The sequence below is a fragment of the Chitinophaga sp. genome (assembly GCF_035761305.1).
GTDB lineage: Bacteria > Bacteroidota > Bacteroidia > Chitinophagales > Chitinophagaceae > Chitinophaga.
The window spans coordinates 1-13,235 of the sequence record NZ_DASTRI010000084.1 but is presented as its reverse complement, the minus strand read 5'-3'; the positions used below and the strand labels follow the sequence as shown (position 1 = coordinate 13,235).

Here is a 13,235-nt window from a genome sequence, read left to right as displayed (position 1 = left end):
CTAGCCGCGCAGCAAAGCGGGCAGCGTTTGTTAACATGTATATACCGCAACCATCATTGCCCTGCGGCCTGCAGGTAATCTTTAAGGCCCTGCACAATTTTACCGGCCATCAGCTGGCGGAATGCCGGGTCCAGCACTTTCATCTCATCTTCCGGGTTACTGAGGAAAAGGGTTTCTATCAGCGCATCCGGAAATTCCGTTGGATTATTCAGTATGAAATTAAAGTTGCCGTTGCAGCCAAAGCCCGACAGGCCGGTTTCCAGCATGCGGTTATAAATAAAGCGCGCCAGGGGCTCGCAAAACGGGTGTTTGTAATAAGTGGCCGTGCCCTTAATATCTACCGGGTTTACCGAAGCGTTCAGGTGAATGCTCAGCAGCAGGTCGGGGTTCAGGCGGCGGAAGCTGGAAAGGCGTTCGTCGTTGGCTACAAACTGGTCGCGCACGCGGGTGGTTATTACGGTGGCGCCTTCTTTTTCCAGCGCCGCTTTCACCAGCAGGGCTATAGAAAGGCTCAGCTCTTTTTCATAGGCGCCTGTATTTCCGCGCGCGCCCACGTTGCTGCCGCCATGGCCGGCGTCCAGCCCAATGGTAAGGTCTTTCAGCTGCAGGCTGGCCGGGGTGCGCTTTACCTTTACGTTAAGGGTATCGCCGGTATAATACACCTGGTACCCCCAGGGAAAGGCATGGCGCAGGTTAATAACCATGCGGAACACTTCAGGCTCCAGCTGCTGCCAGGCCACCTGCTGTATTTCACGGGTGCTGGCCAGCTGGGTTTGCAGGCCTTCTTCGGCATAGGCGCCATAAACAGTTACCATAATTTTACCGGGCTGCACCTCCTGGGTAGAGATGTAGGGCAGCCTGGCAGCCAGCGGTATAGATACATAATCGTAATCTTCATCGGCCCAAACCTTTGCCTGGCTGATAATGCTGATGGGCAACGGCGCTGCCAGGGAGGCTGTATCAACCAGGGGTTCCGGTATATAGGCGGTATGGCCCGCCGCCAGCCTTACCTTATAATAATCCCCTTCGCGGCCGGCAATCTGTAATATCACGCCTTGGTCCAGGTAGCCTAGTTTTTCAGGTCCCAGCCGGTCGCCATGCGGGGAGGAGGTAAGGTAGGTCATGTTATCAATCGTGCTGCCGGTGAACAGCCCTTCATTGCGCATATAGCTGTAATAGCTGCTGCTTTCCTTTACCAGCGTTTGGCCGTTGCTGTTTTGCAGCGTAACCTTTATGCGGCCGTTCAGCAGGGTATCTGCTGCGGTTATAACGTACTGTCCTTCATAAAAGCCGGGTACTCCCTGGGCGGCGGCTGCCGGCAACTCATGCAGGGGCGTATTATTGATCCAGGTGGCTTTACAGCCCGGGAAAGCCTTCATTTTAATGCGCAGGGTGTCGCCTTCCACCAGCTGCAGGTTACCCTGGGGGGTAATGGTAAAATAATCCATGCGGAAAACAGGCGTAGCAACTGGCGGGGGCAAAGGGCGGTAATAGTACACTACCTGTTTGGTATAGGTTTTACCGAGCGCGTCTGCCGCGGTAATGGTAAAGGCATTTCTGCCAACAGTCAATATCTTTTTAACGGCAAAAACGCCGGTGGGGTAAACATAGGTGCTGTCGTTATTAATATACAGATGGCAACTATTACAGGTGCGGCCTGCAATAAACTGTGTAGCGCTGCTTACGTTGTTTTGTTCCCGTACCGGCTGGTTCAGGTGAAGGAAAAGCTGTGCAGTGGCCGGCTGCTGCACCCAACATAAAATAATTACCGCGAGCCCTTTCAAAAATCGTTTAATCATGATCCCCATCGATAATGTACAGGTATGCCGCGGGCAGCCATGCAGTTACAGGCCTTTACAGGTTGGCGGCTGCATGGCTGCTTTAGCTTGCTGCACATTGAAATATCACCAAATATACCGGTTTTCGGCAATCAGTTTATCTGCAATTCTGCGGCGGGCATCTTTGGTATTAAAGGGTTCGGTTTTGGTAAAGCGTTTAAGGCCTAACAGCATCATGCGCTGGTCATCGCCTTCGGCAAAGCTGTTAATAGCGTCCTTACCGTATTTGTGAATGCGGTCGGCGGCATCGGCCAGATAGGTGCGCACCATATCGGTTTGCAGGCTGGCGGCAGGCTCGCCTTGTTTGTCGGTTATCTTTAAAAGGCGCAGCAGGCCACTTTCTGCGGTAAAGGTTTCAATGGCCATATCCGCAATATTCATCAGCAGCTCCTGCTCGTTTTCCAGCCGGGCCATGAGCTTTTGCGCAGCTGCGCCGGCAACCAGCAATATGGCTTTCTTAAGATTGAGGACCAGCTTTTTTTCTTTGGCAAAAGGGGTTTCATCGTCGCTGCCAAAATCCGGTATGCTCATCAGCTCCTTCATTACGTTCATGGCGGGCGTCATCAGGTCCAGCTTGCCTTTCATGGCGCGTTTAAGGGTCATGTCAAGCGTAAGCAGGCGGTTAATTTCGTTGGTGCCTTCAAAAATGCGGTTAATGCGCGCATCGCGGTAAGCCTTGGAAATCACGTATTCATCGCTGAAGCCGTTGCCGCCGTGTATCTGTACGCCTTCATCCACCACATAGTCCAGCACTTCGGAACCGTTCACCTTCAGCATGGCGCATTCCACGGCATATTCTTCCGCAGCGCCCAGCACGGCTTCGTTAAACGGTTTGCCGGCAGCCAGCAGCTCCTGCTCCTGCTGCTCAATAAGCTGCGCGGTGCGGAACAGGGACGACTCTGCCATCCAGGTGCGGATGGCCATTTCCGCCAGCTTATGCTTAATAGCGCCAAAGTTGGCAATGGGCTGTTTAAACTGCTCGCGCGTGCTGGCATACTGCACCACGTTGGTAATGGTTTTTTTACAGGCGCCCAGGGCAGCTGCACACAGCTTCAGGCGGCCTATGTTCAGGATGTTAAATGCTATGAGGTGGCCTTTGCCTATTTCGCCCAGCACATTTTCCACAGGTACTTTGGCGTCCTGGAAATAGATTTGCCGGGTGCTGGAGCCTTTGATGCCCATTTTATGCTCTTCTGCGCCCAGGGTAAAGCCCGGGGTGTCTTTCTCCACGATAAAGCCGGTGAACTTGTCGCCGTCAATTTTAGCAAATACGGTAAATACATCGGCAAAGCCGGAGTTGGTGATCCAGCATTTTTGCCCGTTCAGCAAATAATATTTTCCATCATCGGAAAGTTTGGCGGTGGTTTTGGCGCTCAGCGCATCAGAGCCCGAGTTGGGCTCTGTAAGGGCATAGGCGCCCTTCATTTCGCCGGTGGCCAGCTTAGGCACATATTTCTGCTTCTGTTCTTCCGTACCAAAATACAGGATGGGCAAAGAGCCAATACCGGTATGTGCGGCCATGGCCACGGAAAAAGAGTGGCCGGAGCCCAGGGCTTCGTTAATAATGGTAGCGGTCACAAAATCTTTTCCCAGCCCGCCGTAGGCTTCGGGGAAGCTGGCGCCCAGCAGGCCCTGTTCGCCGGCTTTGTCCAGCAGGGAGGGCATCAGCCCTTCTTCCAGTTTATCCAAACGGTCCAGCAATGGCGTTACTTCCTTGTCAACAAACTGCTCCGCCATTTCTTTGATCATGCGTTGCTCTTCATTAAAATCTTCAGGGGTAAATACGTCATAGGGAGTGCTTTCTTTTACCAGGAACTCTGCTCCTTTGAGCGCGGCCTTTTTATCAACTGTAGTATCCATAACTAGGTATTTGATTAAAATGATGTAAGCAGCAGGAGGTATGCAATAAGATGATGAATGTGAAGGCCGGTTGAAGGATAGTATGATCTTAAAGCCTGAACCAGCATCTTACCTGTCAAAAAATCCTGTGTATCGTAATTTACTTAGTTTGGGGCAAATGGCAAAAGTTGATTAAAATTGCCGGGATAACAACATGCCGTCTTTTTACTTAACATATGCCGGTAGCCGTTTTCATGGCGTACAGGAGGGCCAGGGCCCGCAGCTGCTGATTTGCCTGCATGGCTTTGGCGAGAGCGCGCTGCATTTTGTGCCGCTGGTAAAAACCATGGGCGCACGTTTTACCATTGTTGCGCTGGATATGCCCCTGCATGGTAAAACCGAGTGGAATGAAAAGCGCGCCTTTACCCCCGCCGACCTGCAGGCATTGATCATGATGGTGTTGCAGCAACAGCAGCAGGAGCGGTTTTCATTAATGGGGTACAGCATGGGCGGGCGGCTAAGCCTTTGCCTGGTGCCGCCCATGGCGGCGCGGTTGCAGCACCTGCTGCTGCTGGCGCCCGACGGCATCCGCAATAATCCCTGGCATATGTTTGTAACCCGCACCTGGCTGGGCAACCGGCTGTTTAAACATGTAACGTACCATCCCGCGCTGCTGTTTAAATTATTATCGTTTGTGCACAAACTGGGAGGGGTAAACGAAAGCGTGTATAAATTTGTTTATAACAGTATGAACAAGCTGGATAAACGGGTGCAGGTGTACCAGGTATGGACGGTGATGCGCCGTATGCTGCCCCACCTGCGCGCATGCAGGCAGCTGCTGGCGCAGTATAACATTCCCACGCTGCTGATATACGGCAAATTTGACCGCATTATTCCGGCCGTGCTGGGACAGCGGCTGGTGAACGGCACTTTTCCCGGCGAAATACTGGTGCTGGACAAAGGCCACCAGCTTATATCACCGGAGCTGGGAAGCACCATTCTTTCAAAAATATAACCACCGCAATTTTTAGGCAGAAAGCTATACTTTTGACGGCTGTTCGCAGCAGATACATATATGCATATTATACTCATCATCATTCTTTTGCTTGGCGTTGGCTACGGTTTCCTGCTTACCTGGTATGGGCTGGGCTGGAAACAGCTGCCGCCCTTTGTGCCGCAGCAGCCGGTAAGCGGCCAAACCCGCGTAACCATTATTATTCCTGCGCGGGATGAGGAGCAGCACCTGCCGCCGCTGCTAAGGGCCATACAGCAGCAAACCTACCCTGCTGCGCTGCTGGAGGTAATAGTGATAGATGATTTTTCAACAGATAATACTGCGCAGGTAGTGCGCAGCTTCCCGGCCGCCAATGTGCGCCTGCTAAGCCTGGGCGATCACCTGGATGCGGTGCAGCGCCTGAACTCCTACAAGAAAAAAGCCATTGAGATAGCGGTTGGCCAGGCCGGCGGCCAGCTGATAGTAACCACCGATGCGGATTGTATTATGGGGCCGCGCTGGATCAGCACCCTGGTGCAGTTTTATGAAACCCGCCGTCCTAAATTTATTGCAGCACCGGTGAGCTTTTACCAGGAGCATAACTTTTTCAAAGTACTGCAGTCGCTGGATTTTATGAATATGCAGGGCATTACCGGCTCGGTGGCGCAGCTGAAAATAGGCACCATGTGCAACGGCGCCAACCTGGCTTATGAAAGGGCGGTGTTTTATGAGGTGGGCGGGTTTACGGGTATTGATAACATTGCCTCCGGCGATGATATGCTGCTGATGTATAAAATATACAGGCAATACCCTAACGGTATCGGCTATCTTAAAAATGAAGATGCCATTGTGCGCACGCTGCCGGTAGATACTTTGCGGGCATTTATGCACCAGCGCATCCGCTGGTCGTCCAAGGCCGACAAGTACGACGACAAACGGCTGACCTGGATGCTGGCCATCGTATATTTATGGAATGCCGCCCTGCTGTTCATGGGGCCCGCAGCTGTTTTTTACCCGGCCTGGCGCAGCTGGTTCCTGGTATGCCTGCTGTTTAAAATAACGGTAGAGCTGTATTTTATGGTGCCGGTGGCGCGTTTCTTTCATAAAACCACTTTACTGGGATGGGTAATACCCGGCCAGTTTTTTCATATTCCTTATATTGTAATTGCGGGCTGGCTGGGCAAGTTTGGCTCTTACCAGTGGAAAGGCCGCCGGGTTAATTAAGAATTAATAATTATGAATTAATAATAGAAGCGGTGTGCGCAGCTGTTAACATCCGTTCATCTTTCAGCCGGCAGGCCTGGAAGCGCCTGCAGCGCAACAAGGGCGCTATGGCCGGGCTATGCCTGATAGTGCTGGCAGTGATAGTGAGCATTGCCGCTTACTTTATTGCGCCGGACCCAACGCCATATGCCAACCGTATGGTGCTGGAAATAAGCGGGCAGCACCCCGGCTTCAGCATCACCATGCTGGCCATCCGAAAAGAGCATGCGCCGGCCCGTACCGGTTTTTTTCACCGGCTGCTGTACGGGCAGGAGAGCGGGCTTACGTATGTGCCTATACGCAGCTGGCAGTTCCGGGGCAATGATATTGCAGTGCAGCAGTATGTAGATGAGGAAACCACCATGCCGGAGCGCTACAGCCTGGCCAAAGTATGGTACGGGCGTATGCAGCCGCTGCAACAGCCTTTGCCGGTGCTGCAGCAGCAGGTAGCCGGGCAGCGCATTGTTACCAAAACTTACTGGCTGGGCACCGACCGGTTTGGGCGGGATATTCTGAGCCGCCTGCTGGTAGGCACCCGCGTAAGCCTGGGGGTAGGCTGCATAGCCGTGTTGATTTCCCTGAGTGTGGGCGTGGTATTGGGCGCTGTGGCGGGGTATTTCCGTGGCCGTACGGATGATGTGGTGATGTGGCTCATAAACGTAATATGGTCTGTACCTACGCTGCTGCTGGTATTTGCCATTACGCTGGCGCTGGGCAAAGGCTTCTGGCAGGTGTTTATAGCAGTGGGGCTTACCATGTGGGTAAGCGTGGCCCGTATTATACGGGGGCAGGTCATGAGCCTGCGCGAGCTGCAGTTTGTGGAAGCGGCGCGCGCGCTGGGCTATGGGCATGGACGTATTATTATGAAGCATATTTTACCCAATATTATGGGACCGGTAATGGTGGTGGCAGCGGGTAATTTTGCCACAGCCATTATCATAGAGGCAGGGCTTAGCTTCCTGGGTGTGGGGGTGCAGCCTCCCCAGCCTTCCTGGGGGCTGATGATCAAGGAGAACTACAATTTTATTATTACCCATAACCCCTTGCTGGCGCTGGCCCCGGGTATAGCCATTATGCTTATGGTGCTGGCCTTTAACCTGTTGGGCAACGGCCTGCGGGATGCGATGGACGTTCGGGGTTAACATATGAATGTTTGCTTGGTATTATAAAATAATATAATTTTATGCAAAACCTTCAATTGAAACCGCTATGCCTTTCAAATCATATCTTATTGCCGGCCTGGCCTTTTTAATGCTTACCGTAACGGCCTGCAGCAAAAAGAAAACCAAACCCGGTGATGATCCCGCTCCCCAGGAAGAACAGCTGAAAGCCACATTGGACGGCGTGGCGGAAGGTATTTACAACGCATCCCCGGGCGCTACCTATTCCTTTACGGTGAACATCACCTCCGAACTGCCCGCAAAAGGGGTAAGCATTACCATAAGCGCAGTTACTGAATACGGCGGACAGGTTATTCCCCAGGACTCCATACCCTCCCCGGTTACAGCCGCATCCACCACCATTAACCTGAAAGGGCTGGAGCCCATTAAAACGGTAAAGGTGACCATTACGGTTGCTTCCCTGGATAATCCGAACAATATTGTAAAGAAGGAGTTCTTTATCACCAACAAGACAGACGAATAATTTGCCCTTTTTCACATTAATTTTGCGCCCATGACCATTGGAGTAAGCGCAATTGGTGTGAGCCAGGATGCACCCGCAGATACAGGGGACTTTTATACGCAGCTGCTGTTTTGTATGTGCCGCCGGCACCCTGAACATACTTTCCTTTTTTTCTTTGACCGCCCTGTACCACCGGCGCTTTCCCTGCCCGGTAATGCCAGGCCTGTTGTTGTGCCGCTGAAAGGCCCCGCGGTATGGCGGCGCCAGTGGTGGCTGCAATGGCAATTGCCCCGGGCCCTTAAACAGCACCGTGTAGAGCTGTTCCTGGGTATGGATGGCCTGCTGCCCCTGCGCAGCAAAGTACCGGCTTTCCTGTTCCTGAAAGATCTTTCCTTTTTACAGCCGGTGGCCGGCATTCCCCGGCGCTGGCAGGAGTTTTACCGGAAAGAAACCGTAAAATATATTGCCCGCGCGGAAAAAGTGGGCATACCCGCCGCCCACCTGCAGCAGCCCCTGCTGAACTATGCACCTGCCGCTGCCGGCAAAATGCAGCTAATACCTCCCGGGCTGCACAATAGCTACCGCCCCCTTGACTGGGAAAAGCGGGAAGCGGTGAAAAAGCAGTACACCGGCGGCACGGAATATTTTATTGTTACCGGCGCGCTGGACCCCCGTAATAATATTATGCCCCTGCTTAAAGCCTTTTCAGCCCTCAAGCGCCGGCAGCGCTCCAACATAAAGCTGGTGCTGGCCGGCAGTGTTACCCCTGCTGGCCAGGAGATAGCCGGCAGCCTGCAAACCTATAAGTTCCGGCAGGATGTGGTTTGGCTGCCCAACCCGGACCAGCCCTCCCTTGCCAACCTGGTGGCGGGCGCTTACGGCATGGTTTACACCTCCCGCCTGGAGGGTGTTGCCCTGCCGGTTTATGCCGCCGTGCAGTGCCAGGTGCCGGTAATAGCCATTGATGGTCCGGCTGCGCGCGAAGCCGGCAAAGATGCCCTGCTGTATGTAAATCCCGGCAACCTGGGCGACCTGGCCGAAAAACTGAGCCAGCTGTATAAAGATGAAGTGCTGCGCAGCAGCCTGCTGCGGCAAATGGCGGAGCTGCCCCTGCCCGGCACCTGGGATGAGAGCGCGGCAGCGCTGGAAGAAGTACTACAGTAGATGTGCAGATGTGCGGATATGCAGATGTGCAGATGAAAGGCCGCAGGTTGTTAACCGGATGGAGCTGATGGCACTGCCGTTAAACAGGTGCGATATAGCTATTCCCGTATTATCCACTATTTTTGCCGTCTGAAAAGCAAAAAAGCACAACACTAAAATATGGGTAAAATATCTACCATCCAGATACAGGTAGCGCTGGATGATCAAAAAGTACCGGAAAAAATAGAATGGAGCGCCTCTGATACCACTGCCGACCGTATGAACAAAGCCAAAGCCATGATGGTGGCTTTTTGGGATGCGGCAGAATCAACCGCCCTGCGCATTGACCTGTGGACCAAGGATATGATGATGGATGATATGGCCGACTTCTTTTACCAGACCATGATGACCATGGCCGATACCTGGACGCGTGCCACCCCCTATAAAGACCAGGCGGAAGACCTGCGCAATTTTGCCAAAGATTTCCTGAAAAAGTTTGATGATAAGCTGAAGGCAGGGGAAAAGTAATTACTACTATTGCAACCAGGCAGTGGGCTGTCCGGAAACGGCCCATCGCTTCTAAAAACATAAGTATGTCACTGGAAAACAATATTAACGCGGCTATCAAAGCCGCTATGCTGGCTAAAAGCGAAGCAGAGCTGCGTGCTTTACGGGCCATTAAGGCTGCCATCCTTTTAGCCAAAACCGCCGAAGGCAGCAGCGGCGAGCTGACAGAGGCCGATGAAAACAAAATGCTGCAAAAGCTGGCCAAGCAGCGGAAAGACTCCCTGGAGATCTTCCGGCAGCAAAACCGGGAAGACCTGGCGGTGAAGGAAGAGGAAGAACTGGCGGTAATAGAGCGTTTTTTACCTAAGCAGCTGGATGAAAGCGCTTTACGCGAAGCAGTAAGCCGCATTATTGCAGAAACAGGGGCCACCTCACCGGCCGATATGGGGAAGGTAATGGGCGCTGCTACCAAACAGCTGGCAGGCCAGGCCGACGGTAAGGCTATTTCCGCCCTGGTAAAGGAAATGCTAAGCAGATAGTTATTAGTTGTCAGCTACCAGCTTTAGCCTATAGCCATTAACCAGCACACGGCTAAAAGCTGGTAGCGCCATTAAGTTTATGTTAATTGATATTCTTTTCGCCATTATCCTCGTTATAGCCGTTTACAAAGGGTATTCACGGGGGTTAATAGTAGCGGTATTTTCTTTTGTGGCCATTATTGTTGGCCTGGCGGCAGCGTTGAAGCTTACCACTGTAAGCGCGCTGTATGCGCAGCAGCATTGGCATGTGCACTGGCGCTGGCTGCCCGTGATCTGTTTCATTGGCCTGTTTCTTGGTGTGATTTTGCTCGTACGCCTGGGAGCCACCGCCCTGCAAAAGCTGGTGGAGCTGGCTTTGCTGGGATGGATAAACCGGCTCGGAGGTATTTTATTGTATATCATTATCTTTACTATTAATTACAGCATCCTATTGTGGATAGCCAATCAGCTGTATTGGCTAAGCCCGGAAACCAAACTGCAGTCAGCAGTCTATCCTTATATAGCACCCGTAGGCCCTGCCGTAATAGATAGCATGGGTAAAATAATACCGGTTTTCAAAGATATGTTCGCTGGATTGCAGTCTTTTTTTGATAATGCAGCCAAAGAAATGCAAGCTATCTAACTCGCTTCAAAGATTATTTGAATTAATAAAAAGAATTATTTTAGCGCAAAATTGACTTTCAAGCTTTGGCAATGGATTACGAAATCAAAACACAGGGGAAGTTTAATTACATTGAGGAAGGAGAGGGGGAGCCACTGGTATTGCTGCATGGACTGTTTGGGGCGTTAAGTAATTTCAGAGATCTGCTGGACCATTTCCGGCAGTACAACAAAGTAGTGATCCCCATGTTGCCTTTGTTTGACCTGAATATCCTTGAAACAACCGTAAGCGGCCTGGCCAAGTTTGTACACAAATTTATTGAAGCGCGCGGCTACCAGCATGTACACCTGCTGGGCAATTCCCTGGGCGGACATGTGGCATTGGTATATTTGCTGAAACATCCGGATGCGCCTGTAAGCTCCCTTACGTTAACCGGCAGCTCGGGCCTGTTTGAGAACGGTATGGGAGAAACCTATCCCAAGCGGGGCGATTATGAGTATATCCGCAAAAAAACCGAGCTTACCTTTTACGACCCCGCCATTGCCACCAAAGAGCTGGTAGATGAGGTATTTGAAATTGTGGGCAACCGTTTAAAAGTTATCAAGGTCATTGCGCTGGCGAAATCTGCCATCCGGCATAACCTGGGAGAGGAGCTGCGCGATATTAAAATACCCACCCTGCTGGTATGGGGCCAAAACGATACCATTACGCCGCCCATGGTAGGGGAGGAATTTCATAAGCTGATCCCGAACTCGGAACTGCACTTTATTGATAAGTGTGGTCATGCGCCGATGATGGAGGTTCCGGGAGAATTTAACACCATCCTGCATAACTTCCTGAACAAGCTGAAAAAGTAAGCAAGCCGCCGGTCGGGCCGGCCATCATTGTCTGCAACCCGTTATCTAACCGTTCGTAATTTATCCGGGCTGCTGTAGTTTCCACGCTGTGATTAACTGTATCTTTGTAATGCATACCGTACCTAACGGTAAGGTATATTGGTGGAACTTGGAATATTCTTTGTTATATTGATCATACGTTAAATCTATTAATCATGCTGGCGAGAGATCTCATATCAACAGTTCCGGTGCTGCATCCGATGGATCCAGGGTCAAGGGCGTTGCGCCTCATGAATGAATATCATTTAACACAGCTGCCGATGGTGCTGGAAAATAAATACCTGGCCATGGTAGAGGAAGATGATATTCTGGACCTGGAAGATCCTGAAACGCTGCTGGAAAACATGGAGTATAACGGTCCCCGCCATGCCATATCCGAGCACGCCCATTTTTACGAAGCGCTGAAGGTGTTTTACGACTACAAGCTGTGCGCATTGCCGGTGATCAGCAAAGACAATGAATATTTAGGCATCCTTACCAAGGATAACCTGCTGGCTGTGCTGGCCCAGTATAACGGCGTAAAGGAGCCGGGCGGTATTGTATCGCTTGAAATGGAGCCCCGCGATTACAGCCTTAGTGAAATAGCCCGCATTGCAGAGTCGAACGATGTAACCCTGCTGAGCGTAAACACGATTACCACTCCTAATGGCCGCCTTGAAGTGCTGCTGAAAACCAACCGCCAGGAGCTGCAATCCCTGCTGGCTACCTTTGAGCGGTTTAAGTACTATGTAAAATACAGCATTACGGCAGAGGAGGAAGAAGATACCCTCCGGAAGAATTATGACCTTTTCATGAACTACATTAGCCTGTAGGCGAAGCTGAAAGGCAATTACGGATTATTCAATTACAAATTACGAATTGATGGCAATGCCTGTAATGTGAACGGTGCCGTTACAATAAGCATTGTTCAATTACGGGTTAGCCAGTTATTTCCAGTAGTTCCTGCAAAACCGTACATACAACGAAAGTTTGAAATACGGGTTGAAAATATAGAGGGCAGAAAATATAGCTGCATCAACATTTTATAGCAGCTGCCTTACTGGCTACCGGCAACAGCGCGCTTTTAATTCCGTAATTACTCATAACCGCCATTATTTTCAGCGGCATTCGTGTCCCATTTAGTGGGATCGTAATTGATAATTCGTAATTAATCCCTAGCTTGCGGCCCGCTACTTGGTTTTCATTGCATGGTCAAATTCTGTTATCTGCTGGGCATATACTGCCTGTTCCTGCTATTGCCCTGCCGCGCGCAGCAGCCTGCTCCCCAGGCGCTGGCTGTGGTAACAGATACCAGCTACCTGGTGGTGCGCAATGTGATCATTTCCGGTAATAAAAAAACACGAACGCCTTTTATTGTCCGCGAGCTAAGCACAGTGCCCGGCGATACCATTCGCCTGAAAGACCTTTCCAAAACCCTCGAAGCCTGCCGCCGGCAGCTTATGAACACCACCCTTTTCCTTACCGTAATTGCTAATGTAAAAAACTGGGAAGGCAACTCCGCCGACCTGGTATTTGAAGTGTGGGAACGTTGGTACCTGCTGGCCTTTCCCATTTTTAAGCTGGCCGACCGTAACTTTAACCAGTGGTGGGTAGAGCAGGGCAAAAGCCTGGATCGCGTGAACATTGGCGTAAGAGGCTCACACAGCAACCTTACCGGCCGTAACGACGGGCTGGATGGCGTAGTGCAGATAGGCTATACCCAGCAGCTGGCTTTTACTTACGCCCTGCCGTATTTCGATAAAAGCTTTCATAACGGCCTGGGTATCACCTTTGCCTATAGCCGTAACCGCGAGCTGAACGACAGCAGCAGTATGAATAAGCAGCAATTCTACCGGCAGGATGATAACCGGTTTTTACGGGAGGTGTTCAGCTTTGGCTTCAGCTACGCTTACCGCCGCGCCATTAATACCCGCCATGAAGTGCTGCTTACCTATAACATGGAAAAAGTGAGCGACTCCGTAGCCCTGCATGCGCCCAGCTATTTAGGGCCGG

General features: G+C 51.5%; 13 protein-coding genes. 11 read left to right on the top strand and 2 right to left on the bottom strand.

Annotated features, from left to right (window positions below; genetic code table 11):
- Positions 1–53: 53 nt before the first annotated feature.
- Entirely contained in the window at positions 54–1,799 is a 1,746-nt protein-coding gene (locus VFS25_RS07425) for an N-acetylmuramoyl-L-alanine amidase (protein WP_326461492.1), read from the bottom strand.
- 105 nt (positions 1,800–1,904) lie between these two features.
- Positions 1,905–3,698, bottom strand: a complete 1,794-nt coding sequence (locus VFS25_RS07420) for an acyl-CoA dehydrogenase family protein (RefSeq protein WP_326461491.1) — start codon at positions 3,696–3,698, stop codon at positions 1,905–1,907.
- 193 nt (positions 3,699–3,891) lie between these two features.
- Here VFS25_RS07420 and VFS25_RS07415 point away from each other — a divergent pair, with 193 nt between their 5' ends.
- From VFS25_RS07415 to VFS25_RS07365, 11 genes are all read left to right on the top strand, one after another.
- On the top strand, positions 3,892–4,692 hold the full coding sequence (locus tag VFS25_RS07415) for an alpha/beta hydrolase (protein WP_326461490.1): 801 nt from the start codon (positions 3,892–3,894) through the stop codon (positions 4,690–4,692).
- Between the two features lie 60 nt (positions 4,693–4,752).
- On the top strand, positions 4,753–5,895 hold the full coding sequence (locus tag VFS25_RS07410; protein ID WP_326461489.1) for a glycosyltransferase: 1,143 nt from the start codon (positions 4,753–4,755) through the stop codon (positions 5,893–5,895).
- 32 nt (positions 5,896–5,927) lie between these two features.
- Complete coding sequence (locus VFS25_RS07405) at positions 5,928–7,076, top strand: ABC transporter permease (RefSeq protein ID WP_326461488.1); 1,149 nt, start codon at positions 5,928–5,930, stop codon at positions 7,074–7,076.
- Between the two features lie 67 nt (positions 7,077–7,143).
- Positions 7,144–7,578 (top strand): hypothetical protein, encoded by a 435-nt coding sequence (locus VFS25_RS07400; protein ID WP_326461487.1) that lies wholly within the window; start codon positions 7,144–7,146, stop codon positions 7,576–7,578.
- Between the two features lie 30 nt (positions 7,579–7,608).
- Complete coding sequence (locus VFS25_RS07395) at positions 7,609–8,721, top strand: glycosyltransferase (RefSeq protein ID WP_326461486.1); 1,113 nt, start codon at positions 7,609–7,611, stop codon at positions 8,719–8,721.
- Positions 8,722–8,880: 159 nt separating this feature from the next.
- Positions 8,881–9,228: a gliding motility protein GldC gene (gene gldC, locus VFS25_RS07390; RefSeq protein ID WP_326461485.1), complete on the top strand. Its 348-nt coding sequence runs from the start codon at positions 8,881–8,883 to the stop codon at positions 9,226–9,228.
- Positions 9,229–9,293: 65 nt separating this feature from the next.
- Positions 9,294–9,746, top strand: a complete 453-nt coding sequence (locus tag VFS25_RS07385; RefSeq protein ID WP_326461484.1) for a GatB/YqeY domain-containing protein — start codon at positions 9,294–9,296, stop codon at positions 9,744–9,746.
- A gap of 79 nt (positions 9,747–9,825) precedes the next feature.
- Entirely contained in the window at positions 9,826–10,368 is a 543-nt protein-coding gene (locus VFS25_RS07380; protein ID WP_326461483.1) for a CvpA family protein, read from the top strand.
- Positions 10,369–10,439: 71 nt separating this feature from the next.
- Positions 10,440–11,204: an alpha/beta fold hydrolase gene (locus VFS25_RS07375; protein WP_326461482.1), complete on the top strand. Its 765-nt coding sequence runs from the start codon at positions 10,440–10,442 to the stop codon at positions 11,202–11,204.
- Between the two features lie 194 nt (positions 11,205–11,398).
- Entirely contained in the window at positions 11,399–12,055 is a 657-nt protein-coding gene (locus VFS25_RS07370) for a CBS domain-containing protein (protein WP_326461481.1), read from the top strand.
- Positions 12,056–12,430: 375 nt separating this feature from the next.
- Positions 12,431–13,235 (top strand): POTRA domain-containing protein (locus VFS25_RS07365; protein WP_326461480.1); only part of this gene is annotated, 805 nt, incomplete at its 3' end.

What these genes read in the sequence shown, in the direction of transcription:
- VFS25_RS07385 (WP_326461484.1), top strand. Translation starts at nt 9,294, where the DNA reads ATGTCACTGGAAAACAATATTAACGCGGCTATCAAAGCCGCTATGCTG.
- VFS25_RS07420 (WP_326461491.1), bottom strand. Translation starts at nt 3,698, where the DNA reads ATGGATACTACAGTTGATAAAAAGGCCGCGCTCAAAGGAGCAGAGTTC.
- VFS25_RS07410 (WP_326461489.1), top strand. Translation starts at nt 4,753, where the DNA reads ATGCATATTATACTCATCATCATTCTTTTGCTTGGCGTTGGCTACGGT.
- VFS25_RS07400 (WP_326461487.1), top strand. Translation starts at nt 7,144, where the DNA reads ATGCCTTTCAAATCATATCTTATTGCCGGCCTGGCCTTTTTAATGCTT.
- VFS25_RS07415 (WP_326461490.1), top strand. Translation starts at nt 3,892, where the DNA reads ATGCCGTCTTTTTACTTAACATATGCCGGTAGCCGTTTTCATGGCGTA.
- VFS25_RS07370 (WP_326461481.1), top strand. Translation starts at nt 11,399, where the DNA reads ATGCTGGCGAGAGATCTCATATCAACAGTTCCGGTGCTGCATCCGATG.
- VFS25_RS07395 (WP_326461486.1), top strand. Translation starts at nt 7,609, where the DNA reads ATGACCATTGGAGTAAGCGCAATTGGTGTGAGCCAGGATGCACCCGCA.
- VFS25_RS07380 (WP_326461483.1), top strand. Translation starts at nt 9,826, where the DNA reads ATGTTAATTGATATTCTTTTCGCCATTATCCTCGTTATAGCCGTTTAC.
- gldC (WP_326461485.1), top strand. Translation starts at nt 8,881, where the DNA reads ATGGGTAAAATATCTACCATCCAGATACAGGTAGCGCTGGATGATCAA.
- VFS25_RS07375 (WP_326461482.1), top strand. Translation starts at nt 10,440, where the DNA reads ATGGATTACGAAATCAAAACACAGGGGAAGTTTAATTACATTGAGGAA.
- VFS25_RS07425 (WP_326461492.1), bottom strand. Translation starts at nt 1,799, where the DNA reads ATGATTAAACGATTTTTGAAAGGGCTCGCGGTAATTATTTTATGTTGG.